Source organism: Paraglaciecola sp. (genome assembly GCF_051252315.1).
Lineage (GTDB): Bacteria > Pseudomonadota > Gammaproteobacteria > Enterobacterales > Alteromonadaceae > Paraglaciecola.
The window spans coordinates 1-25,375 of record NZ_JBPOFP010000018.1; the positions used below are offsets into that span (position 1 = coordinate 1).

General features: G+C 38.5%; 23 protein-coding genes. 16 read left to right on the top strand and 7 right to left on the bottom strand.

Annotated features, from left to right (window positions below; all coding sequences use genetic code 11):
* The coding region (locus ACSHXM_RS05365; protein ID WP_435687708.1) for an Hpt domain-containing protein at window positions 1-229 on the bottom strand (229 nt) is incomplete at its 3' end.
* A gap of 163 nt (window positions 230-392) precedes the next feature.
* Here ACSHXM_RS05365 and ACSHXM_RS05370 point away from each other — a divergent pair.
* From ACSHXM_RS05370 to ACSHXM_RS05390, 5 genes are all read left to right on the top strand, one after another.
* The gene (locus ACSHXM_RS05370) at window positions 393-1,112 is read left to right on the top strand and encodes a 1-acylglycerol-3-phosphate O-acyltransferase (protein WP_435687709.1); all 720 of its coding nucleotides are present in this window, start codon (window positions 393-395) and stop codon (window positions 1,110-1,112) included.
* Between the two features lie 9 nt (window positions 1,113-1,121).
* Window positions 1,122-1,487: a ribonuclease E inhibitor RraB gene (gene rraB, locus ACSHXM_RS05375; RefSeq protein WP_435687710.1), complete on the top strand. Its 366-nt coding sequence runs from the start codon at window positions 1,122-1,124 to the stop codon at window positions 1,485-1,487.
* A 236-nt stretch (window positions 1,488-1,723) separates the two neighbouring features.
* On the top strand, window positions 1,724-4,051 hold the full coding sequence (locus ACSHXM_RS05380) for a TonB-dependent receptor (RefSeq protein WP_435687711.1): 2,328 nt from the start codon (window positions 1,724-1,726) through the stop codon (window positions 4,049-4,051).
* 137 nt (window positions 4,052-4,188) lie between these two features.
* Window positions 4,189-5,307, top strand: coding sequence for an alkaline phosphatase family protein (locus ACSHXM_RS05385; protein ID WP_435687712.1), 1,119 nt, complete (start codon window positions 4,189-4,191; stop codon window positions 5,305-5,307).
* 7 nt (window positions 5,308-5,314) lie between these two features.
* A complete protein-coding gene (locus tag ACSHXM_RS05390; RefSeq protein WP_435687713.1) occupies window positions 5,315-6,355 on the top strand; it encodes an alkaline phosphatase D family protein in 1,041 nt (346 codons plus the stop codon).
* 71 nt (window positions 6,356-6,426) lie between these two features.
* Here the strand turns inward: ACSHXM_RS05390 and ACSHXM_RS05395 are convergent, their stop codons facing one another.
* The 3 genes from ACSHXM_RS05395 to ACSHXM_RS05405 all read right to left on the bottom strand — a co-directional run bounded on the left by ACSHXM_RS05395 (window position 6,427) and on the right by ACSHXM_RS05405 (window position 8,321).
* Window positions 6,427-7,035: a hypothetical protein gene (locus tag ACSHXM_RS05395; RefSeq protein ID WP_435687714.1), complete on the bottom strand. Its 609-nt coding sequence runs from the start codon at window positions 7,033-7,035 to the stop codon at window positions 6,427-6,429.
* A gap of 22 nt (window positions 7,036-7,057) precedes the next feature.
* Complete coding sequence (locus tag ACSHXM_RS05400; RefSeq protein ID WP_435687715.1) at window positions 7,058-7,636, bottom strand: hypothetical protein; 579 nt, start codon at window positions 7,634-7,636, stop codon at window positions 7,058-7,060.
* A gap of 304 nt (window positions 7,637-7,940) precedes the next feature.
* Window positions 7,941-8,321, bottom strand: a complete 381-nt coding sequence (locus ACSHXM_RS05405) for a hypothetical protein (RefSeq protein WP_435687716.1) — start codon at window positions 8,319-8,321, stop codon at window positions 7,941-7,943.
* 56 nt (window positions 8,322-8,377) lie between these two features.
* Between ACSHXM_RS05405 and ACSHXM_RS05410 the strand changes: the two genes are divergently transcribed.
* Entirely contained in the window at window positions 8,378-8,851 is a 474-nt protein-coding gene (locus ACSHXM_RS05410) for a MarR family transcriptional regulator (RefSeq protein ID WP_435687717.1), read from the top strand.
* A gap of 61 nt (window positions 8,852-8,912) precedes the next feature.
* Here ACSHXM_RS05410 and ACSHXM_RS05415 read toward each other — a convergent pair whose 3' ends face one another.
* Complete coding sequence (locus ACSHXM_RS05415) at window positions 8,913-11,204, bottom strand: YHYH protein (protein ID WP_435687718.1); 2,292 nt, start codon at window positions 11,202-11,204, stop codon at window positions 8,913-8,915.
* A 310-nt stretch (window positions 11,205-11,514) separates the two neighbouring features.
* Here ACSHXM_RS05415 and dapF point away from each other — a divergent pair, with 310 nt between their 5' ends.
* The 4 genes from dapF to ACSHXM_RS05435 all read left to right on the top strand — a co-directional run bounded on the left by dapF (window position 11,515) and on the right by ACSHXM_RS05435 (window position 16,171).
* On the top strand, window positions 11,515-12,339 hold the full coding sequence (gene dapF / locus ACSHXM_RS05420) for a diaminopimelate epimerase (protein ID WP_435687719.1): 825 nt from the start codon (window positions 11,515-11,517) through the stop codon (window positions 12,337-12,339).
* Between the two features lie 92 nt (window positions 12,340-12,431).
* Window positions 12,432-13,634, top strand: coding sequence for a glycoside hydrolase family 88 protein (locus tag ACSHXM_RS05425; protein WP_435687720.1), 1,203 nt, complete (start codon window positions 12,432-12,434; stop codon window positions 13,632-13,634).
* A 191-nt stretch (window positions 13,635-13,825) separates the two neighbouring features.
* Complete coding sequence (locus ACSHXM_RS05430) at window positions 13,826-15,052, top strand: ABC transporter substrate-binding protein (protein ID WP_435687721.1); 1,227 nt, start codon at window positions 13,826-13,828, stop codon at window positions 15,050-15,052.
* A 462-nt stretch (window positions 15,053-15,514) separates the two neighbouring features.
* On the top strand, window positions 15,515-16,171 hold the full coding sequence (locus ACSHXM_RS05435) for an OmpW family outer membrane protein (protein WP_435687722.1): 657 nt from the start codon (window positions 15,515-15,517) through the stop codon (window positions 16,169-16,171).
* A gap of 177 nt (window positions 16,172-16,348) precedes the next feature.
* Here ACSHXM_RS05435 and ACSHXM_RS05440 read toward each other — a convergent pair whose 3' ends face one another.
* Window positions 16,349-17,563 carry a dipeptidase gene (locus tag ACSHXM_RS05440; RefSeq protein WP_435687723.1) on the bottom strand — a complete coding sequence of 405 codons (1,215 nt, stop codon included), beginning with the start codon at window positions 17,561-17,563 and terminating at the stop codon, window positions 16,349-16,351.
* 294 nt (window positions 17,564-17,857) lie between these two features.
* On the opposite strand from ACSHXM_RS05440, the gene ACSHXM_RS05445 reads away from it, so the two are divergent.
* The 4 genes from ACSHXM_RS05445 (at window position 17,858) to ACSHXM_RS05460 (ending at window position 22,972) form a co-directional block, all read left to right on the top strand.
* Window positions 17,858-18,619: a SapC family protein gene (locus ACSHXM_RS05445; protein ID WP_435687724.1), complete on the top strand. Its 762-nt coding sequence runs from the start codon at window positions 17,858-17,860 to the stop codon at window positions 18,617-18,619.
* A gap of 253 nt (window positions 18,620-18,872) precedes the next feature.
* Entirely contained in the window at window positions 18,873-19,553 is a 681-nt protein-coding gene (locus ACSHXM_RS05450) for a response regulator transcription factor (protein ID WP_435687725.1), read from the top strand.
* A gap of 95 nt (window positions 19,554-19,648) precedes the next feature.
* A complete protein-coding gene (locus ACSHXM_RS05455; protein ID WP_435687726.1) occupies window positions 19,649-20,812 on the top strand; it encodes a sensor histidine kinase in 1,164 nt (387 codons plus the stop codon).
* Between the two features lie 102 nt (window positions 20,813-20,914).
* Window positions 20,915-22,972 carry a TonB-dependent receptor plug domain-containing protein gene (locus ACSHXM_RS05460; protein ID WP_435687727.1) on the top strand — a complete coding sequence of 686 codons (2,058 nt, stop codon included), beginning with the start codon at window positions 20,915-20,917 and terminating at the stop codon, window positions 22,970-22,972.
* Between the two features lie 145 nt (window positions 22,973-23,117).
* Here ACSHXM_RS05460 and ACSHXM_RS05465 read toward each other — a convergent pair whose 3' ends face one another.
* Complete coding sequence (locus ACSHXM_RS05465) at window positions 23,118-23,633, bottom strand: hypothetical protein (RefSeq protein ID WP_435687728.1); 516 nt, start codon at window positions 23,631-23,633, stop codon at window positions 23,118-23,120.
* Window positions 23,634-23,803: 170 nt separating this feature from the next.
* Here ACSHXM_RS05465 and ACSHXM_RS05470 point away from each other — a divergent pair, with 170 nt between their 5' ends.
* Entirely contained in the window at window positions 23,804-24,346 is a 543-nt protein-coding gene (locus tag ACSHXM_RS05470; protein WP_435687729.1) for a DinB family protein, read from the top strand.
* Between the two features lie 259 nt (window positions 24,347-24,605).
* Complete coding sequence (locus ACSHXM_RS05475; RefSeq protein WP_435687730.1) at window positions 24,606-25,253, top strand: OmpA family protein; 648 nt, start codon at window positions 24,606-24,608, stop codon at window positions 25,251-25,253.
* The last annotated feature ends 122 nt before the right edge of the window (window positions 25,254-25,375 follow it).

Here is a 25,375-nt window from a genome sequence, read left to right on the forward strand (position 1 = left end):
GATCTTCACCGTGCTGCAGTAACGGAATAAGAGGAGAGAAATTAACTAAACCTAAATCACCTTTAATTGTGTGAATAGAGCGGAATAGTGAACGTTGTAGTTCGTTGTCTTCTGGTTTTAATTCTAACTCGATTAACACTTGTTCACTGGCTTCATAAAGTTCGTTAATCTCTTCTAATAGGTCGGTTAGAATGTCTTCATCTAGATCTTCATGTTTGAATATTTGCATTAAATTGATTGCCTTAGTGAAACGCTTATTGATTTAGTATCGGCTAAAAGTTTTATTTATTCATCGATTTTACGATAAATATTTTGCTTAACCATTTATCGGAGTGTTTGCCGTTGCTAAAAACACGTATACTTCGCGGTTCTTGTCATTGTTTGGATTTTTTGTGCTTGGCTTAATTAGAATATTGGCAATATTTGTTTACTTTTTATTGATAAATATTGTGCTTTTAACTGTTTGTATATTGCGCCCATTCCACCGCAATAATGTTTATATGGCGGCGAGATTGTATTCTACAATGTCGTTCTTATTAGGACTTAAGATTGAAATGCGTATGCCTGATAGTGTTAAGTCTGCTGGCCCTTACGTTTTTATTGCCAATCATCAAAATAGTTTTGATTTAATTACTGTGGGTGCCGCCGTTGTAAAAGGCACTGTATCGGTAGGTAAAAAGAGTTTGGTTTGGATCCCGGTATTTGGCTGGCTGTATTGGTTATCAGGTAACATCTTGATTGACCGCAACAACAAAGGCAGCTCAAGTGATACACTTAAAAAAACAGTACAGAAAATGTTGAATCGATCTTTGTCAGTATGGTTTTTTCCCGAAGGAACAAGAAGTTACGGTAGGGGTTTGCTACCTTTTAAAACAGGTGCTTTTCGCATTGCAGAGAAAACAAATGCTCAAATAGTGGTAGTAGCCGTTAGCGATTTACAAGACAAAGTTAAACTAAACCGTTGGTCAAATGGTACGTTAATTATTGAGGTTAGTGATCCAGAAAGTCTGGATTCAGATAAACCTATTCAGGAAAACGTGAAACATTTCCATGCTAAAATGAGCCAATCAATCGATAAGTTAAATCAAGAATTATCGAGCTCTTCAAAATAAGGTAAATATATGAGTGCACAAATAAATCCAGAGTTGATTGAATGGTATGAATTTAATCAAGAAACCGTAGATGCCTTAAAAGAAGATGGCAGTGACGCTAGCCAAGCTCATATCATTGAATATCATTTTGCCAGTACAGATTTTGAAGCGCTTGAAAAAGCTGCGGTTGATGCGTTTAAAGCAGGTTTTGAAGTAGGTGATGCAGAAGAGCTAGAATTAGACGACGGTGGAGAGGTCTGGTGCTTTGATGCTGTTGTAGAGCGTATGTTAGACCCAAAACTCATCAATCAAGATACCGATAAATTATTTGCTGTAGCCGAAAAACATAAAGTACATTACGACGGCTGGGGTACATACTTTATTGAGCAAGAATAACTAAATCTTTTTACGGCCTAGTTTCTTAGATACTGCGCTAAATATATTGGTCTTATCTAAAACCTTGAATACATTAGTGTTTTCAAGGTTTTTTGTTTTTAATATATTCGTTTCGTCATAAAAAAGACTTAAATTTGCATTAAAATCATCATTCAAGTGTAAACAAACTTACACGTCAGTTTCATCAAATCAGTGCACATTAACGCCCATTAATAAAACCTAATGGGAAACCCTAAATGAACTGTAAAACTAAACTTGCTTTGGCCATATCTTTTGCGATGAGCTCTTCACTTAACTTTGTACAAGCTGAAGAAGCTGAGCCAGAAATGGAAGCGATAATGGTTGTTGGTAAGAGTGTCTCTTACGCTAACAATATGACGTCAGATGAAATGGCTAAACAGCAAAGTAACTTAACCAGTGTGTTAGCTGTGATTGATAACCTTCCTGGTGTGTTGATTAACGAAGGTGACACTTTTGGCTCAGACGATTGGTCTACAACTGTGTCTATTCGCGGTTTTCAATTGAGCTTAGATCAACAACAAATTGGTATCACCATAGATGGCATAGCCAATGGTAACTCTAACTACGGTGGTGGTGCTAAAGCTAATCGTTATATCGACACTGAAAATTTAGGTGCAGTGGAAGTATCTCAAGGCACAGGTGATATAGCTTCACGTTCAAACGAAGCCTTAGGCGGCACACTTAACTTCACGACTATCGCACCTAACGATACGGAACAAACTACGCTAAGTTGGTCTCAAGGTAATTTTGATGCGCAAAAATTCTTCGTTCGTTATGACACAGGTGAAATAGCTAAAGATACTTATGCTTGGATCAGCGTGTCTAATAGTCAAAATAGCGATTGGATCACTGGTTCTGCCGAAAATACTAGAGACCATTTAGCAGCTAAAGTTGTTAGTTTAGTGGGTGACGTTGAAGTAACCGCTTACGCGTCTTGGGATGATACTCACGAAGATAACTATCAGCGTGTTAGTTTGGCTGGTTTCGAACAAAATCCAGAATCTGATGGTTTATTAGGTGAATGGACAGGCATACCGTATGTTGACCAAGTGTATCGCCAAGGCTGGTCTACCTTAAGAGAGAACCTGTTTGGTTATGTCTCTGCTGATTATAAAGGTGATAATCTTGAATTAAACGCTAACGTTTATTATCACAACAACGAAGGTCGTGGTGATTGGGTTCCTCAATATATTGTTGACGTCAAAGCTGACGGCACTAATGCCCCTCATTCTGAGTTAAATTCAGGTAACACTGTGTATGGTGGTTCAGCCATTGGACAGCTTTTCTTTGTGGATAAAGCCGGTATGGCAGTCGCTCCAATTGCTGGTTGTGAAAGTTCTATTACTTTCCCATATGGCGGTGCTGATGCCCATTATGACCCAGCTTGTTACGCAGCGGGTGCAGTACCGGTTGGCTCATATCGCCACACTCATTATGAAAAAGAGCGTGTAGGATTTAATGCTGATTTTGCTTGGTTCACGCAAATCAACGACATGCAAAATACCCTGAGAGGGGGCATTTGGTATGAAGACTACAACCGTGAAGAATCTCGCGATTGGCATAAAATTTTAGACTCTAAAACTAGTGCTGAGTTTGACCAAACGCCATATTGGATTCAATACGAGCGTACTTTTCCAGTTGAAACCACTATGTTGTATTTAGAAAATGAATTAGACATGGGTTTTGCTAATGTTCGTCTAGGAGCTAAAAAATTCTTGGTTGATTTAGAGCGTGAAGATAGTTTTGATGCGAATAACTCAGCTATGGTGTCTTCAGATTCTGATGTGTTAATTACCGCGGGTGTTGTTGTTCCAATGCCGGTAGATGGACTTGAATTGTTCGCTGGATATGCTGAAAACTTTGCAGCAATTAAAGACACAGTGTTAGAACGTGATGCTTCGACTTTAGATTTAGTCACACCAGAGTCGGCAGAAAATCTTGATTTAGGTTTACGTTATGTATCGCAAAATGTGAACGCCAGTTTGACTTACTACACCATTAAATTTGATGATCGCTTAACATTTATTGCACCTGATTCACCGGATGGAATTAACTACCTAATTGGTACAAATGGTAGTTATGTAAACGTAGGTGGTATTGAATCGAGTGGTGTAGAAGCTTCATTGTCGGTGAATTTAACTAAGTCGTTATCTATCTATGGTGCATTCACCCATAACGATTCTGAGTACACTGAAGGTTCTATTGGTTTCCCTGCTGGAAACACTGTATTTGGTTCAGTAGAAAACATGACAGTTGTGTCATTGGACTGGGCTAAAGACGCGCGTTTTGCTGGTTTGTCTACTAAATGGGTTGACGATCGTTTTATTGATTCTGCTAATACACAAATTGCTGATGCTTATTTAGTCACAGATTTGTATGCAGGTGTAGCTGTTGATTCTCCGGTAAAAGGTATTGAAGGCTTAGAAATTCGCCTAACCGTGAATAACATGTTTGATGAAAGTTACCTAGGTGGTATTGCAGGTCAATCCGCTTGGATTGGTGCTCCTCGTACTGCTGCAATTAACGTGTCGGCTAAATTTTAATTAGTCACTCTTAATATCTGTTTACAGTTAACTAAGGCGGGCTTTGTGCTCGCCTTTTTAATACCTAATGGAAAGAGCATCGGTCAGGTTAAGAATGAGGAATCAAAAATGCAGAGTGAAGCATTAAGGGGAAAATCATGAGATATATGTGGGTGATACTGTTGACCTTGTTCACAGTGAAACTATATGCGGCAGATAATATAGTGATAGTCAGTATTGACGGACTGCGGTGGCAAGAAGTGTTTCGTGGATACCAAGATGATGTCTTAAACCTTGAACAATTTAACAAACAAAAAGAACCTTTAGTGAATCAATTTGGTGGCGAAACTAAACAATTAAAACGCGCAAAATTAATGCCGTTTTTGTGGCAGGAAATTGCTACAAAGGGTGTCTTGTTAGGAAACAGAGATATCAATTCTAATATGTCATTAACCAATGATATGTGGTTTTCTTATCCAGGGTATAACGAATTGTTAACCGGAAAAGCCGATCCTAAAATCAATTCAAATCAAGCCAATCCAAACCCAAATGTGACGATTTTAGAATGGCTTGACCAACAAGCTACATTCAGTGGAAAAGTCGCGGCTTTTGGCAGTTGGGATGTATTTCCAGCCATTATCAATCGACAGAGAAGTCAATTACCCATCAACGCTGGGTTTGAATCGGCTAACTGGGCCAATTTGTCTGAAAAATCTAAATGGCTCAATCAATTACAAAAACAAATTCCTAGTCCTTGGCATAATGTCAGGTTAGATGCTTTTACCTCTGGATTTGCCTTTGAATACATTGATGCACATTTACCCAAAGTCATTTATTTAGCCTTAGGTGAAACCGATGATTATGCCCACCAAGGAAACTATCCAGAGTATTTAAAAGGCGCCAGAAGAAGCGATCAAATAATCGAAAGCTTATGGCTCAAGTTGCAGCAAATTTCACAGTATAAAAATAATACGAATCTAATCATTACCGTTGATCATGGTCGTGGTGAAAACGCACAAACTTGGCAACATCATGCCAGCCCAAAAGCAATCAAAGGTTACTTAAAAGGGTTAAACAAACACCCAGACGGTATTGTGGGAGCCGATCAAGTTTGGTTTGCAGCAATGGGGCCCGATGTCAAAAAAATGGGGGAGGTGAGTGGCGGAGAAACTTATCAACTCAATCAAATTGCCGCCACAGCGTTGCAATTGGTGGGTATGAAATATCAATCATATGCTAAAGATATTGGTCTACCATTACCTGTGGTTAAAAGGTGAGTCACCCATGTTAAAAATAGTTATTTTATTGTTTTGTAGTTTGTTTTTGCTCACGTCTTATAAATCTATTGCTGAGGCTCCTAAACAGTTTAAGATTTTGTTTGGTTCCTGTTTACATCAAGATAAACAACAGCCTATTTGGCAAGCAATGAATACTGAACAAGCCGATTTGTTAGTGTTACTAGGCGATAACGTCTACGGCGATACTGAAGACATGGCTAAGCTTAAAGCTAAGTACCAAAAGCAGTGGCAGAAGCCGGGCATGCAAGACATGTTAGCCGCTACTCCTGTGGTAGGTATTTGGGATGATCATGACTTTGGTGAAAACGATGCAGGAAGAGAATATCCTCAAAAAGAGGCCTCTCGACAAATTCTATTGGATTTTTTTGCTGAGCCCAAAGATAGCGAAAGACGAACTCGGCCAGACGGTATTTATACCAGTTATATTTTGGGCCAAGCACCAAGGCGAATTCAGGTGATCTTGCCTGATTTACGTTGGAATAGAACAAAGTTAAAAGGTGTAGGTAAACAGACTTATCTAACTACTAAAGCGCCACTTAACATGGGTCCATACGAACCTCATCAAGATGAATCTGCCTCTATGTTAGGAGAAGCTCAATGGATATGGCTTGAAAAGCAATTGCAGCAACCAGCTGATGTACGAATTTTAGCCTCAAGTTTGCAGTTGTTACCTGAATTTACCGGTTGGGAGTCGTGGGCTAATTTCCCAAAGGAGCGGCAACGATTTTTAGATTTACTTGATAAATATCAAATAGATAACTTAGTCATTGTCAGTGGTGATACTCATTGGAGTGAGTTGAGTAAGGTGAAACGCAAAGGAAATCAAGAATTATGGGAAATGACGGCTTCAGGATTAACCGAAGAATGGAAACAAGTTAGTCCAAATAAACATCGAATCGGTGAACCTTATAGCAATGCTAATTATGGTGTTATTGATGTACCAAGCGATGCAAACCAACCGCTAGTCTTGAGTATTAAAGACGTCACAGGTAACACCGTCATGCAAACCGAAGTTGAGCTTGATTAGCGTATTCGCCGTAAGTAGAAAGTAAACCCTGCAACTAGCTGGTGTATACCTAGCTGCAAGGGTTGTGGAGACTATGCATTACCTTCTAAGTTAATTTGTTTAGGTTGTATTATTCTTTCCATCGATTCAGGTGTTGTTACTTTTTTACACTGTGACTCCAGACTACTAAGATCAATATTTCTAAGATTGCGTTTAAGTTTACGTTCAAGTTTACGCATCGCAATACAAGATCGTTTTTCTTCGTTATGAGCCATTAGTTTATCTGGTTTTCCTTCACAATAAGCAAATCCAGAAGCTTTAGGGAAATTACCACCTCCTCGCGAAATAGTAGTATAGGTTTTTGGATCCGAATTAAAGGTATGCAGGGTATCGGAACTATTGAAATATTCTCTATAGTAAGTCCTTTTAGATATTGTTAATTTGCTATTCTTACCCAACCTTGTATCGGCAAAATACTGTTTGTTGCCACATAACTCTTCGGCACGTTGGTGCCAAAATTCTAATGCTTTAGTAGCAGGTGTATGGGCGTTCACATTGTATTTGATATGAAAAATACCATCTTGAACTTTTTCATCTTGATAACCTAAACCATCTATGATGCTTTTAGCTCGATAGCTAGTTTGGCAACCCAGTAATAAAGTTATCATGGCTAATAAAACCAAATGAATAGTTGTCTTCATAGTTATCCTCTCAAGTTGAATACTAAGTTTGGTCTATTACTGTGGCCTTTTTAGGGATGTCGATTACATCTGAGCGAGCTGTATTTCTGACTTGATTACATTGTGCAGCAGAGGAGTTGAGATAAACTTGATTGCGTTTAAGTTTGCGTTTTAAGTTACAGTAATGTTCGGGTTGTTTATGGACAAGTAAAACTGCCGGTTTGCCTTGGCAGTATGCATAACCAGTCGCTTCTGGAAACTTTGAGGCACCTGTGATAATTGATACTCGGGTAGTGGGGTGAGAAACTAAACTGCTATTCTCGTTTGAGCTATTGACTCCTCCCGATTGGTACTTGTTTACATCGTAAATTCTTTTGTTGTTTAATTTAGCATCTGCAAAATAATTGCTGTCACCGCATAGTTCCGTTGCTCTTTGATGCCAATAACTTAGCGCTTGTTGAGGTTGAGTATTCGCATTGACGTTATAACTAATATGGAAAACGCCCTCTTGTACTTTTTCATCTTGATAACCTAAACCATCAACAATATTTTTAGCACGATAGCTAGTTTGGCAACTTATAAGTAGCCCGGTAATTAGTATAAAAATAAATTTAACTTTCATATATCACTCCTTCGAAATGGGTTAGCAAAAATTATAGACTTGATTAATTTTTAGTCTAATTAAATTGTAATACAAATACCTTGAAAATAAAAGTTTGGGTATGTTTTTATACCGTTTTGACTTGTGTTTTGACTTGTGTTTTGACTTGTGTTTTGGCAGTGATTCCTATGATATTTTGCTTAAAGCAACGCCAGACATAAACTCAATTTTTTAGAATTAAATAGGCGAGAAAAGTAGCTAGAATGTTTATCGAAATTAAACATTAATCGCTTCAGTCACCCCAATAACCATATAGCCGGTGAAGCTAGAATTGGTCTGGAGTTTTCAATTGCATTACACCAAATAAACCTACTGTAATCGCCACCACAATCGTTGCCGCTATGCCAAGGCTTGTGGTGATCCAAAGGTTAGCGACAATTAAACCTAGTGAGCCCATTACCCAAATAAAATCCCCAGCAGAAAAATACCAAACTAGGTACTTATTGGGTTTTTCTTTTGAAGCGGCCCATAACAAGTGTAAACCGTTCACAATCAAAACCAGCCCAAGGATTAAAACAACTAAGTATGGCGCCGATTGTTGTGGGCTTAAAAAAGTCGCTACTTGACTGGGTAATATGGAAAATAGTAATCCAAACAAAATACAACTGATGGCATTGGCGCGCATCACTGAATGTAAACTCAACATCTTGCTTCTCTTTATGTATACTTGGTTGACATAAAGATTATTTAATAAGTTGAGATATGTCAACTAGGTTTACACAGAAAGGTGTCCCACTAGTGGACTCTCAGACACTTCAACTGATCCAAAGTGCTTCCTTGTTAGCTGACGTTGCTGCAAAATACCTATCCGCAAAACTCTTAGAAATGGGATATCAAACCATTACACCTTCTTTGTTATCTTTTTTGAGTGTACTGGAGTGTGGAACAAATTATGGCTCTGAAATAGCAAGAAACCTAGGTGTAAGTCGGCAGATGGTGGCTAAAACAGTCAAGGAGTTGTGTAAACTTGGTTTTTTGAAACAAGAGGACGGGGTTGGCAAACAAAAATCGATTTTGTTTACTGACAACGGTGAAAAGTTGATGGCAGATGCCAGACAAATATTGTTAGAGGTGGACCATATTCTTCTTGGCCAAAAGGACAACCAAGCCATCAGCAAGGTCATCCAAGAATTGGGGGGGATAACAGAAGTTTTGAGCACTGAAGCTAAAAAATAATCAGGGCTTAGTTGGGTTGAAACATAACTTATCCAGAGGTTCGACTTATCCAGTATTTAGGTTATTTATTAAAACTGCTATCTGGTGTGCCTCTAAAACAAGCTAATACATAAGGGTAGGTTTCGGTAATGTAATATCCGTATATGCCGTCTCTAGACATACCATTACATTCGTCCAAATCACCTAGTCCCTCTATGTATTCATAGTCATCTCGATAAGCACCATCGTAACTTCCACCAGGCTCCCCATCTGCAGAAGGGCGTTCACCTGACTTTATTCTAAAACTAGAACTGACTTTGCGAATGGTACCTTGATCATCGACGTATGAACCAAAAATTGGATAGCCGTCTGCGGCAAAACCAATCACTGGGGACTCGATATCTGCGTCTCCTTCAAACAGCGCCATAGGTGAACCATGGTAATGATAAGTGCCATCAGGCTGAGCATGAGCGTTATGGCTATCAACTCTAAAACCATTAGCGGCGTGCATAGGGTCGTAACGCCATGGGGTAGACATATCATTACAGCCGATTTTCCCATTTCCGATACCAAAACACCCTGCTGCTAATAGGTCTACTTTTACACCGTTCAACATAATGGCGTTGTCAACTTGCAAAGATAATTGTTCTGGCTGGCTAGCATGGGCTGGGTTGGTAGTCACTTCAAACTGGTCGTTTTGTGCACTCACATCATTAGGAAACGCATTTCCGCCATCATTAAAATCGTGATTAGGGATAGCATTGGTACTAAATACACACTTGTCGGCGACCACCGATATTTGTAAATCCCCATAGAATATTGTGTCCTTGTTCACGTCATTAACTGTTGATGTGTATTTTTCTACGTAGTCTGCACAGTTTTGACTTTTGTTGGTCAAAATGGCGTTAGTGATATCGAGTGGGCCACCAGGTATTTGATCATCACCAGTGATAAGTGCCGCTACAGTGGATAAATCTTGTTGTGCTGATAGTACTTGATCGTCACTGCTGGGCAGCAGGTTTTCGGTTTCTGCGAAATTATCGGACACAGAATATAACTCTTGGCTACCGTCTTCGAATTGAATTAATTTGTGCTCAGAAGATCTTACCGTCCAACCTGTCACGTTTGCTGACTTGTACGCTGTGAAAACGTGGTCTTTTGTTGCAGAACTACTATTGGTCAGTAGACCTTTAAAACTTTGGCTATCGTTTATTTTGGTGGTGGTAATACCCGCTAACTCGCCAATAGTCGCATATATGTCTGTTGCCGTAATTAATGCGCTCTCTCGTTCATTCTGACGAGTTACGCCCTTGCCAGATACCACAAAGGGAACAGCGACGCCTCCTTGATATAGGGTGCCTTTTGAGTGCGACTTAATATAGGCTGAAGTATCTAAAACGGATTTCGGTGTGCCATTATCACCGATAAATAGGACAATCGTATTTTCTCTTGTTTGTTCTGACATTGAATTTAACAATCGGCCAATTTCGGCATCCATAGCCTCTATAGCAGCTAAGTAATAAGCTCTTGGGTTGCTATCAATATCTTCTTGGGTGCCAGATAAATTACGGTTATGTAGAGAGTCTGGCGGTAAATGAAAAGGTCCATGAGGTGCTGAATAAGCCAGCCAAGTAAACCATGGGGTGGTTTGTTGATTTATCCATTCAATCGCTAAATCTGTCAGTTTTGTGGTGTTGTATTGCTCAGATGTTTCTGTGACTCCATTGGTGGTTAATGACCAATTGTAATAGTCTGAAAGATTGTTTAAATTGCCAGCGTAGTGCTCAACGCCCACATCATTCGGATGACTTTCGCCACTTTGAGAATGTATATGCCACTTACCGAAAACGGCTGACTGGTAGTTTTCTGTAGCAGCATTATTTTTCAGGTTTTCTTGAATAATTTCATGTTCACTGGACAAGTTGCCCGGTACCGATTCAATGCCGTTATTGTGACCATATTTACCCGTAATAATTGTAGCTCGGGTTGTAGAGCAAGCTGGTGTGGCCCACATATTGTTAAAGGTAATGCCTTCTAAAGCGAGTTGGTTGAGCGTTGGAGTATTGGGTTTGTCTTGTGACAACTCATACTGAGCCGAGGCATCTAACCCTTGGTCGTCAGAAATAATTAACAATATGTTTGGTTGAGAGGATGGTGCTGGGTCTTGTTCACCACCAGTGTCCCCGCCGGTTCCAGTATCACCACCTGTCTCTCCGCCAGTTCCAGTATCTCCACCTGAACCACTGTCGCCATCACTTACTGGTGGCGTAGTTGGTGTCGTTGTTGGAGGTGATTCTGAATTACCGCCTCCTCCTCCACATCCAGTGAGAGCGATAATAAGCAAAAACAAGGAAGTTTTTAAGAGATACAACATTTTACATACCCTCTAATAGTTCACTAAATCATCCCTGTTTTAAGTCGCGGCAATGGCGACTACCTTGGGATAAATAAATTGGAAATCAATAATCATATATTAGCTAGTTTTTTAAAGACTTCCGTCAGGTTTATATAAAGCTATGTAAATATTGAGTAAAGTTAGAAACGTTTAATTGGGTCGGTGTTTGCACCCTCTCATAAACAGTGTTAGGTAAACCGTATCAGATAAACCGTGCCTAGGCAGAATATGAACTTGTGATTACAATAGTCCCTAACAAACACATTGCTGGCTAAAAGAGAAACAACCCATGAAATTTACTAAGTACCATGCTTTAGGTAACGACTACATAGTGATTAATCCTAAAGATTTAGTTCAGGAATTAACTGAGCATGAAATAAAAACGATCTGTGATAGACATTATGGAATTGGATCAGATGGCATTTTATTGGGGCCGGAATCAAGCAGTACCAGTGAATTTAAATTACGTATTTTTAATCCTGATGGTGGAGAAGCAGAAAAAAGTGGTAACGGATTACGTATTTTTTCCCGCTATTTATGGGATTGTAAATTAGTAGGAAGTGACAGTTTTAGCATCGAAACCAAAGGTGGTGAAGTGCAGGCAAAAGTGCACGACCAAGGAAAAAGTGTCACGGTAGATATGGGGAAAGTGAGGTATACCCATGGTGATGATCATGAGGTTGCCATTCAAAAAGAAGTTATTCAAGTTGCGGATGTCAGTTTTGAAGGTTATCGAGCCAGCGTAGGAAATCCGCATTTTGTTATTCCTGTGGACCACCTCAGTACAGATTTAGCTTATGCCTACGGGCCAATGATAGAACATGAAGAAAGATTCTCTAATCGTACCAATGTACAGTTTTTAAAGGTATTGGATAAAAATACGATCCAAATTGAAATTTGGGAAAGAGGAGCAGGGTATACACTCGCATCGGGTAGCAGTAGTACGGCCGCCGCAGCTGTCGCATTTGGTTTAGGGTTATGTGAGTCTAATATTAAAGTCAACATGCCTGGCGGGGTGATTGATATCAACATCGACGCAAATATGATGGCTAAGATGAAAGGGGCGGTATGTAAAATTGGAATGGGGGAGCTAGCCAGCGAAATGTTTGTTTAGTCAACTTAAGTCATAACATGTCAATTTACCTCGAGTAATTATAGGTTGTATGTTATATTACAACTAAGAACATATGAGCTAAAGGTAATATTGTGAAACGTTATAACGCTATCGCCCTGATCCTCGGGGCTACATTTGCTTTTTCTGCATGTGCAGAAAATACACACCAAGATACATTTAATACTCAAAGTGCTGAATTTTGTAGTGTTAATTTAGATAAAGCTGCCGGTCAATTGGACGACTTTAGACAGGCCTATACAAATCCTAAAAACATTCCTACCGCTTTTACAGACGGTAAAACTAAATTTACTAAACCCATGGGGTGGACCAGCGGTTTTGTGGCTGGAAATTTTTGGTATATTTATGAACATACTCAAGATAAATCCTGGTTAAATACAGCTAATCAATGGACACATGCTTTAGAGGATATGCGTTTTAATCGTAAAACCCATGACATTGGCTTTATTATGTCTAGCAGTTATGGCCATGGTCTACGTTTAACCAAAGAGCAAAGTTATGGTCCCTTGTTGGACGATGCCGCTAAAACCCTTATGGAGCGTTATAATCCTAATATTGGCGTGACCTTTTCTTGGAGTTGGGGAACATGGGAATTCCCTGTGATCATAGACAATATGATGAATTTAGAGTTGTTGTTTAATGCGTCTCTAAGAACAGGGGATAAGACCTTTCATGATGCAGCAGTCAGTCATGCTACTGTTACCATGAAACATCATTATCGCCCTGACCATAGTTCTTATCATTTAGTCAATTACGACCGTGATACTGGCCTGCCTAATAACAAGCAAACTTTCCAAGGTATTGCTGACGATTCTTCTTGGGCTCGCGGCCAATCTTGGGGAGCCTACGGTTACACTATGGTCTATCGCTTTACTCAAGATAAGAAGTTCTTACAGCATGCAAAAAATATTGTTAATTACTTATTAACGCATAAGAACATGCCTGAAGATTTAGTGCCGTATTTTGATTACGATGCGCCAGATGATCCTGAGGTGACCAATTATCGCGACTCCTCTGCAGCATCTTTGTTAGCAAGCGCTTTATTAGAATTAGCGACCTATGTTGATCAAACAGAAGCAGATAGGTACAAAAAGGCAGCTATGAAAATAATACGTAGTTTGTCCTCACCAGAGTATTTAGCAGCTAAAGGTCAAAATGGACATTTCTTGTTAAAACAAGCAACGGGTCATTACCCAGCTAATTTGGACCTAAACTCAGCGCTTAATTATGGTGATTATTATTATCTCGAAGCCCTAACTCGCTGTAAGTCTTTGTAACCTAAACATTTGTAAATAACAAAAAGCCGATGTAAGTCATTACATCGGCTTTTTTGTTTTAGGAATCCTTTAGCTTATGTCTGATTGTGTGTAATAAATAATACTAATGATATATTTGTGCTATATACTTCTGAACGTCAATACCTAGGGCGTTATAAGCATTAGGTCAATCAAAGAGGTCGCTACATTAAATGAAGTGGTTAATACGCCTTATTACTTTAGTTTTGTGTTTAGTTTTTGTTAAAACGTCAATGGCACGATCTCCTCAAGATACCATCACCCTTCAAGTCCATGCCTCTGCACATACACGAGATGCTTTTCTACCCGTAATAATTAAGTTTGAGCAGGAAACCAATATTAAGGTTGTGCTGACGTCTTATGTAAAAGATTCTGAAATAGGAACAAGTAAAAAACAGCTTATCGATATTATTTATGGACACGACTCTACACGTCTTCAAGATTTAGCTTTACGCGGAGAGGCTAGCCCGCTTAATGAATTATGGCGAGAGAAAAATTTGTATAATCAATTTCCAGCTGAGGTGATTAGCTGGTTATCATTGGGCAATGATGTTTATGGTGTTCCCTATACCAGAAGTACTTGGGGGTTCTTTTATAAGAGCAGTATAGTGGATAAGTTTGGCCCAGTACCACAGACATGGGATAAATTTGTTGATTACTGTGTAAGGTTAAAAGAGTCGGGTTATGAGGTATTTCCCGTTTCAATCGACCAACCTTGGTTAGCAGCGGGATGGTTTGAATACTTTGTTTTACGAATGAATGGCCTCAGTTTTTACAAACAATTAGTCAAAGGTCGAATTTCATACAGAGATCGAAGAGTACAAAACGTATTTACCCAGTGGAAAAAGGTGATTCAGCTAGGTTTATTCTCTGAAAAGTTTGTCGAATACTCTTGGCAAGAATATACACCTGCTTTTATTCGAGGACATTTTGTATTTGCTTTTATGGCAAGTAATTTTATACATGGTGTACAGGATATTGATAAACTTAACGAGATCAATTACATGGTCTTCCCCAAGATAAATGATATCCCGCGGTACGAAACATCCCCCTCTAGTATTTTTTATCTTAACGAAAAGAGTGTAAATAAATCCAAGGCCAATAAGTTTTTAGCTTTCATTGCCAGACCTGACATTCAATCTTTTATTGCCGATAGGCTTTTCACCTTGCCCGTCAATAACAACAGTAAAGCACCTAAAAATATATTGCCGAATAAAGCTCATGCATTGCTTACATCGGCTAAAGGGGTTTCAGCCTTTTACGACAGGGCCATCCCTGCAAAAATTGATAAACCATCAACCATTGCTTTAAGTCAATTTAACCTAGATGGAGATGTTATTAAGGTGACAAACACTCTAGAAGCATTGCGCTTAAAATATTATACAGCTGACACCAACTAACCAAGCGTCAACAATTTCAGAGTCTGAACTGGCAAGGTGTCGGTGTTTTAATAATCTGAGTAATTTTCTATTTGTTAGTAAAATGATCGTCCAATTAAACTAATTTTAACAACTCCCTTCGATTGCCTAACTAATAGCCGTTTTTAAAAGCTACTTGGTCTAAAGACTGAACGAAAAAATCTAACCGAAAAAGCGTTAAAATTACTTAAATTTCGATCATATAAAGACTTACTTTTTGTAAGGTTTAATTTCATTAAGTTATTGATTTATAGTTATATATTTTTAATTTAAAAATATGGTTAAAATTTGTTCGGTATATTATTTGGTTTTTATTTAAATATTGGTTAATTATTCTGAATATAGTTAGTTTTCCAATTTAATATCTGTATTTTGTGTTTTTCATGCGTTGAATCTATTTTTGGTGGGGAGTAACGTTTAGTTATTAACTAAATGGAGAACACAATGAAAAAACAATTATTACCTTTGACTTTAGCCGGCCTTCTATCTGCCAATATTATGCCAATTCAAGCGTTTGAAGTAGGCGACTTAATGGTTCGTGCTGGTCTAACCAACGTTGCACCAGATGACTCTAGTAGCAATGTATTCGTAGGCGGTGCTGATTTGGGAGTAGGGGTAAATGTAGGTAACAACACTCAGCTTGGACTTAATTTTGTCTATTTTGTGACGGATAAATTGGCAGTTGAACTTTTAGCTGCGACACCGTTTAGCCATGACATAGGGCTAAATACTGTTGGTGCGTTAGGAAATACTAAACACTTACCGCCAACACTGTCTGCTAATTATTACCTAGCCGATGACGCTAGCGCTTTTCAGCCATACGTAGGTGTAGGTCTGAACTATACCGTTTTCTTTGATGAGTCGTTTACCGCAGCTAACAAAGCCGCTGGTTTTAGCGACTTAAGTTTAGATGATTCGTTTGGTTTGTCTGCACAAATCGGTATGGACTATAAGTTAGATAAAAACTGGTTGATCAATGCGTCAGCTAGATGGATTAGTATAGATACCGAAGCCTCTTTCGACCTAAATGGTTCACAAGGTAAAGTAGACGTCACTATCGACCCTATGGTGTACACAGTGTCTGTAGGTTATAAGTTTTAACCTATAAAAATATCTAACAAAAGCCGCGAGGTCACTTCACTTGATTTTGCGGCTTTTTATTTGTGCTTAAAGCATAGCGAATGCTTTGTTCGCTATGCGAATTATTTTAATGGGATAGCCATAAGTCCGCGGAGTCGAAAATCCGCGGAGCTCTAAATCCGGGGAGCTATGAATCACTTAGTGTTTAGCGGCATAATCCTCATTGATTTGCCAAACTCTTAACAAGTTACCATTTAGTATCTTGATGATATCTTGGTCACTGTAACCACGGTTTAATAAACCTTGAATTAAGTTCGGGTAAGTTGACACATCTTTTAAGTCAGTAGGCAATGAGTCACCTACACCGTCATAATCTGAACCAATACCCACATGATCTATACCAATTAACTTCACTACATGGTCAATGTGATCCAATACACTATCTAAACTTGCGAAGGGTAATGGGTTTTTCTCAGCGAATGATTTTCTGAAGTTTTTATATTGCTCGCTGTCTTTGCCAAACTTTTCCTCCACAGCTTTCTGCTCGGCACTGCGTTTTTTACTCCAAGCGTTGGCACGTTTTGTCACAAAGGTTGAACCAAAGTTAATCTGAATAACCCCACCATTTTTACCCAGTGCTTTAATCATTTTATTATCCATATTTCGTTCAAAACCTGGAGTAAATTGACGTAAAGAGGAATGGGATGCGATCACAGGTGTTTTGGTTAATTTAATCGCTTGATAAAAGGCCGCATCAGATACATGGGAAATATCCACCATTATGCCTAAGTTGTTCATTTCCTTTATTAAGTCTTTACCAAATGGACTCAACCCTTTCCATTGTCTACGCAAGTCGTAAGATGAATCTGAAATATGATTACTTTGTGAATGGGCTAAGGTGATGTAGCGGATCCCTCTGTCATAAAAATGTTTTAAATTAGCTAAATCTCCTTGGATCGGTGAGCCGTTTTCCATGCCCAACGGCAAAGAGATTAATCCTTTTTTAAATTGTTGTTTTACATCATCAACACTTTTAGCAATGGCAAATTTGTTAGGGGCTCTTCCAACAATTGCTTCCATGTAATCAATTAATTTATCTGCTAAGGCGGTTGATTGGGGGGAGTTGTCTAAAGTCGCTGGAATATAAATAGACATAAAGGGGGCGTTTAATCCGCCCTTTTTGGCTCTAGTGTAATCAAAGTCACCACCTTGTGTGGCTTTAGTGACATCTTCCCACTTATCATTTAGTCGGTAAGGCACATCGATATGAGTATCAACAATGATATTTTCTTGGGCCAATTTGTGCGCTTTATCACTTACCTCTATGGCATAGGAATAACTGGTTAATAAAGATGTAAATAGTGCAATACCGGTTAGGGTAAGAGTTTGAGTTATTTTGTTTTTTAATTCCATTGTGTCCCCGCTAGCGCATATTAGTAGATAAGCCTTTGAACTAAATTTAGTTTAAGGCGAAACAATTAGTTTATAGATTGGTGGTTGAAAGTAAATAGGTCTTATTTTCACCGTTTAACACGCTGTTTTGCCATTTCGACAACTTTTTTTTAACATTTTTTATAAGATGTATTGAATATTAAAGCTTAGTCCCCAGATTACTTTCACTACGCAATAATTTCGGCTAAATATGTGAGTCGAAATTGACAAATTACTGACTCGATAACGAGTTAAATTAAAATAGAGAATATTTCAATGACAATGAGTTACGTTCCACTAGACAAAGAAAAACATAAAGCTACTAAAGTTAAGTTAACGAATGAATTTGCTCATGCAAAACAAGCTCACATAGCTGCCGCTTCTATTTTAGAATATGCACAAATTGCGAGTTGTATGCCAATTGTATTTATTACAGACCCTGCTAGTAATAGTACTCACACTGTTGCTATGTTGGGTATTGAACAAGGTGTTAACTTGTTCATGAAAAACGATAAGTGGGCGGGACATGTTGTACCTTTAAATGTTCAACGTTATCCATTTGACGTACGTCCAGACGGCGAAAAGCTTGGCGTATTTATTGACGAAAATAGTGACTTAGTAGGCGGAGAAGAAGGTGAAGTACTTTTCACTGAAGAAGGTGAGCCAAGCCCATTCCTTGAGAATCGTCAACAATTGTTGTCTGATTTAGCTAACAGTGAAATGGCCACACAAAACTTCGTTAAGAAAATTATTGAGCTAGACCTACTGGATCCAATCGTGGTTCAAGCTAAATATGTAAATGGTCAACAGCGTAACGTGAATGGCATGAAAACCATTAACGAAACTCGTTTAAAAGCTTTAAGTGATGAAACAATTCTTGAGTTACATAAAGCGGGTTACTTAGGCGCAATTTATGCAATCCTAATGTCGCTTGGTCAATTAAACCGTATTGTTCAATTTACTGCTGATAGCGAAAATCCAATTCAAGGTTTAAGACTTCAAGTTGAAAAACCAGAAGATGCGCCAGCCGCAGAGTAATTCTTTTTAATAAATTTAAAAACCCGCTAAGGCTCTGTCTTAGCGGGTTTTTTATTAAATATTCTCACATTCCATATTTCACAATTCATTCACGCACTGTGCTTTAGACTTTCAGGTATATTGGTTTGCTTAACACTTTGATGAATATTTCAGAATGCAGGGCTAGTTTACTTATTGCTCTTATTCGATAAATATTTACGAACCTAGTGAACTTCAATTTAATCAATTACTTCGCAGATAAGGGAGTATATAGGTGCAAACATTATGCATTTTGGTTGTAGAAGATAATCGGGATATCGCAGAAAACCTCGTAAGTTATTTGGAGCAATGTGGTCACGAGGTGGATTCAATTCATTCGGGTCAGCGTGCTTATCAATTATTGACTCATAATCAATACGATTTGTTATGTTTGGATGTAATGTTACCCGGCATGGACGGCTTTACATTAGCGCGAAAAGTTAGGCAAACACTGAATTTATCAATACCGATTTTATTTTTAACCGCTAGGGACACCTTAGAAGATAAAGTGGAGGGGTTTGGTTTTGGTGGAGACGACTATTTAACTAAACCTTTTGACTTACAAGAGGTGGAACTTCGTATCACAGCCTTAGCAAGACGTGCTTATGGAAATGTGACTAATAAATTGTTGGTGGGAGAGTGGCGTGTGGAGTCCACTAGAATGCAGATTTTTTATCAAGACCGTCCTTTAAAAACTACTCAAACAGGATTTAAGGTATTTAAGGTGTTGGCACAAAACTATCCTGATCTAGTTAGTCGGCACGATCTTGAGCGGGCTTTATGGGGGGAGTTACCTCCTGTCAGTGATGCACTACGTAGTCATATGTTTGCATTACGAAAATCTATTAAAGAGGTAGTTAGCGGAGAATGGATTGAAACGGTGCATGGATTAGGGTTTAGGTTGGTTGTTGAATAATGAAAGTAAAACCTCAATCTTCCATTAAGCGCGTAATTACCCGGTTGTTAATTGTTTTTTTAAGTTTACAATTTTTAGTGGGATTAGGGTTTGTTGTGAAGAGTTTTTTAGCAGGCCAAGAGGTATTGCAATCGGCGATGCTCACTCAGCTAGCGAACGAATTTATTGTGGACTATCAAAGAGATTCTACTGTTGTACATAACAATACCCAGTCTTTTAGTGTGTATATTGACCCCCAACTTATTCCTGAAAAATTGTCAGCTAGTATTAGTGGTTTACCATTAGGTTTACATATTATCGAGGATGGCAAGGGTTCTCAGTTTGAACTTGAATTTCAAGTCTTGATAATGGCATTAGATGGGCGTCGAATTTATTTTGTATCACGTGTGTCCGAACCCGATGATTTCTTTTTATTGTTAGATAAAACCTTAATTTTTCTGCTCAGCTATCTATTGCTTAGCAGTGCTTTGGGATTAATGATTTTTTGGTTGTTAAGACGACATTTACTTCAGCCGGTTCAGGATCTAGTTAATCAAGTAGACCTGTGGGATTTTGACCGAGGACCAAGTCAATTTGCAAAACATTGTGAGCAGAGTGATTTACAAGTTTTGGCTGAGTCCTTGGATGAGTTGAGTCTGCGTTTAGCTAAATACGTTAAACGAGAGCAAAAAGTGACTCGTAATATTAGTCATGAGTTACGTACACCAATTACCGTCATACGCAGTACTCTAGATATGATGTTATTGCGTAATAAAAAAGTTGAAAACACTCAAGATGCACAAAACTTTGACTACCATATTAGTAAATTAAAACGTGCCTGTGGTGAATTAGAATCTATCATTCATGCCATTTTATGGTTAGGACGAGAGAGTTGGCCCAAAGAATCGGCAATTCAAGGAGGGGAAGAAACCCAAAGAGTAATAGAGGAGCTTTCTTCCCACCCAAGTTTACAAGGCAATGCCATTGTTAGTGATATTCAGCTAGACGTTAAATTACATTGCCCAGATATTTTGTTTAGGATTTTATTAAATAATTTGATTCGTAATGCGTTGGAGCATGGCCAAGAAAAAAGTTTAGTTCTGAAGTTAACTCAGACATACCTTTCAATCAGTAATACCCAAGATAAAACCATTCAACCTATGAATAGCAAACACTTTGGGCTGGGGCTGGATATCGTTAAACAAATCTGTAAACGGGTGGGTTGGCAGTTTGAATTTTGTGTTCTCGACGAAAATGTAAATGTCACCATTAAGTTTTAATTCAACTATTTTGATTATTTCACATTTGCTTCACAGCTTATTACCACTTACTTGACGCACACGCTGGCATTCTTGCCCTAGGAATTAACTAAGGGTTTGAATATGAAAAACAGTAAATGGGTAAGCGTTATCTTATGTGTAGGTTTAACAGAAGTGGCTGCACAAGAAAGCAGTCAAACTTCTGAACAAACCCAAGTGGAAAAAATTGAAGTTATTTCATCAAGGCCTCAAGGTATCCATATTTCTTCAGAACAAATTACCACCATGCCAGGAGGATTAGGCGACCCGCTTAAAGCCTTAGATGCTTTGCCTGGCGTGGTGTTGGCTTTACCTGCTAGTGGTGGACCCATCGCCCAACCGGCGATTAGAGGAAGTTCGCCAGGAGACAATCAATATCAAAGTGATTTTTTGCCGGTTGGATATGTATTTCACCGAGAAGGAATGAGTGTATTCAACCCTGAATTGGTAGATACCTTTGATTTACAAACGTCAAGTTGGTCAGGGCAATACAACGATTCTATTGGAGGCGTGATTGAAACTGGTTTGCGTGATCCTTCTTTTGAAGAAACTAATTTAGTGCTCGATATAAGTCAGATTCGTTCTGGGATTTTATTTGAGACACCTATCGCTAATAACTTGGCATTTTATGCCTCCTACCGAGAATCCTTAATACATAATTTTATTGACGATATTGTTGAAGATGAAGATTTTGTGTTCTCAACACCACCTAGAAATCATGATTATCAAAGTAAGTTGGTTTGGGACGTTAATGCTAACAATACCATTCGATTAGTGGCTACTGGCGCGGAGGATATTGTACGTACAGATTTTAAGCCTAACGCTAACGAAGTACTGCGAAACCCAGATTTAGCCATTGGCGAAGGGTTTACCTCTAAATACGATAATGTTGGCCTATTATGGGACAATCAGTCTGCTTTGGGCGATACGCGATTAGCATTAAATATACTAGACACTAAAATTGATATCGGTGAAGGGTTAGTGGAGCAAAGCGTTTCAGAAACCAAAGAAACCTTATTCAAATGGAAAACCATCAGTAATATTTCTGTTGGTACCCTTAACTGGGGAGGACAATATCGTAAACAAGCATTAACACATTCAAATAAAAGCCGTTTGCAGACCTGTGTTGCAGAGTTCTCTACCTGCCAATCGAGCTCTTTGTTTCCTATTGTTGAAGATCTCGTCGACATTGATGTGAATTCTATGTCCTTGTATACAGATTGGCTTGTTCCTTTAAGTCCTAAGTGGGATGCTGAGTTTACCTTGGCAGCAAGTCGTGACGATTTTACCGATGAAACTAAGATTGAGCCAAGAGCTTCCGCAAGTTACAAACTTAGCCAAAACCAGAAAATGCATATTTCTGCTGGCCGTTACCACCAGTGGTTTCGTGATACAAATCTGTTAAGCCCTGTATTTGGCAACCCTAGTTTATCTTTAAGTGAAGCGACTATGGTTGGACTGACCTATGAACAATCCTTAAAAAATGGCTGGGATTGGAAACTCGATACCTATTATAAACAACTTAAGAATTTACCCATTCCAAACACTGGCGCCTCTACTGAAAATACCCATGCCTACAGTGATGCAGGTGAAGGTACTGCAGTAGGTGCTGAGTTGTTAGTGAATAAAGCCTTAGTGGATGATTGGTATGGTTGGTTTTCGTTGGCCTATACCAAAACCGAGAGAAAAAATGGATTAACAGATAAAACTATCAATTATGAGTTTGATATTCCGGTTATTGCCAATTTAGTGGCTAAATATCAATGGAATGACAATTGGCATTTTGGTATTAAATGGACCTATAGAAGCGGCCGACGTTACACTGAGTTACTTGGGGCTACTCCAGTTTATTCTAATGCTGATAATCCGTCTAATGTGTCGGATGAGCCTTTGTTTTATGAACCCTCTTATGGTGAATTTAACGCACTAAGGCGGTCTGCTGGGCATAGAATTGATGTGAGAGTGGATTATTATACTAGCTTGTTTGGAGTTCCAGTTAACGCTTATTTAGACATTCTAAACTTATTAGGTACCCAACGTTTACAAGAAGAAGAGTGGAATGCGGATTACACCGACTTTACACCTGACTATGAGTTTCCTGATGAAATGTTTCCTGGGTTAGGAGTGTCAATTCGTTTTTAATTAGCCTATTAATTTAAAACTTAAATTAGCCCGTTTCCATAGAATGGTCACGGGTTTTGTTCTGTATTAAATTGGGTTTATTTATGTTGTCTATACCAGCAACATTAACCCTTGGGTTATGAGTTATGGACTATGTGTTTAAATTTTAATCTTCTGGGATTAGATCTCTTAATGGCATCACAATTGAACCATTGATATAGACATTCCTAGGTCTGGCAATATCATACAGAATACCTGTATCAACCCATTCTAGTATGGTTTGACGCGGAACAATAAGGTTATCTTTGCGGTAATAATTACGTCGCATAGGTGCGTCGAATTTTACGTGGTCGTTTCCACTAATGGGCGTTGTGTGAGCAATATTGCCTAATTTAAATTCTATTGTGTCTTGGTTTATCGACAATATTTTTATAGGCACATACCGATATTTCACATTGGAAGACTTATTTACAGCATGATAATCAATAAAATAAAAATCATTTACCTTAGGTTGGTGAATGAGCTCCATTCTGCTTTGATGTTGATAATGATTATAAGATAAGTAAACAGTCACTAATAATATGACTGCAATTAAATCAGAATATATAGAAAGGATATGGCGTATCCAATCAAACTTGAGGTTTATTCTGTCCAAGTTGAATAATGTTAAGGTAATCGGCATAACTAAATCCATATAATAGCTTGGTGTTGATTAATAATTATACACATACTGATTGATTTAATATGGTTAAATTTATTCTCTTAATTTTTATGTGGCCGTATTTACTCCTAAGGCATTTTTACTTAATCTAGATGACCTTACATTTTGTCACTTCTAATTAGATAATCTAGATGTCTTTGATAGCAAACTTTAAACTGATGGCTGAATATAATCTGCACATGAATAAGCAGATTTATGCTGCTTCTTTTAAACTCAAACAACCAGAGTTGACTGCAGATAGAGGAGCTTTTTTTGGATCTATTTTAGGCACACTTAATCACATTTTAGTGGGCGATATTATTTGGTTACAACGGTTTGCTAAAGCCAGTCATGAGCTAACATCATTAGATGATATTGTAGCCATGGAAAGGCCTGCTTCTCTAGATGCCGTTATTTTTGATGACCTAGTGTTACTGGCTAAATCTAGGTTTAAGGTTGACCAAGATATTCAAGGTTTTACCCACCAACTTACGGAGAAGTTAATTAATTCTCCGTTAGCGTTTAACAACGTTAAAGGAGAAAGTTTTTCCAAAAATTTCGGATTTTTGGTTCAGCATTTATTTAATCATCAAACTCACCATAGAGGTCAGGTATCTACCTTGTTTAATCAAATAGGGATTGATATTGGTGTGACTGATTTATTAGACATTATTCCTAAGGTAAATGTTGATTAGTTTAAGGCAAGACTTGGTTAATTAAAAGTCATACCGTCGCTACTTTGTTTAGCAGGCACTGTGTTAATACCTAATTTAAGCTATCAATTCATTTTTTAAAAAACTCAATCGGAAACTCGGCGTGACCTACCCATAGGTTTACTTAATTGTGCTATTAGTCGTAAGGGGATTATTTATCGATACCTGATGTTAAAGCATGTTCGTTGTGGAGCTGTTTCTGCTGTATCCTCTCAACAATAATAATGAAATAGGAAAATACATGATTTTAACTCGACCATTCAATAAACCTTTAATTACTACTGTTGTAGCCACTGTGCTTTTTTCTGGGTGCCAATCGACCATGAACAACACACAATCCGGTGCAGCAATTGGTGCTGTGATAGGGGCTATTGCTGGTAAAGGAACTGGTGACCATGACAAAAAACGTTATGTTTGGGGAGCCGCTTTAGGTGCATTGGCGGGGAGTGCTATAGGCGCGTATATGGATAAACAAGAACAAGCCTTTCGTGACGAATTAGCTGATAGCGGTGTTGAAGTGTATAGAGAGGGCGACAGTATTAGATTGTCTATTCCAGGTAATATTACCTTTGCGATAGGACAAGCAGATATTGTCACTGACTTTTACCCTGTTTTAGAAGACGTGGCTAAGGTATTAAACCGCTATGAAAAAACCAAGTTAAGCATTGAGGGACATACAGACTCACAAGGTGACGCTCAATATAATCAGACTCTGTCAATTCAACGAGCGAATAGTGTGGCAAATTATTTAATTTCAACTCAAGTCGAGCAAAGTCGTTTACAAACCCTTGGATTTGGTGAAACTCAAGCAATTGGGGATAACTCTTCAGTAGAGGGGAGAAAACAAAATAGGCGCGTAGAGTTGAGGGTAATTCCAAATCAGGCGTAATTACTTTATTTAACCTTAGCTCGATGTATGGAATCCTTTGGTTTTGGTCGACACCACTTTAGCTAAAGCGAGGTGGTGGAGTCCAAACGTCGAGTTCAGGCTATTTAAAATTAGTGCTAGAG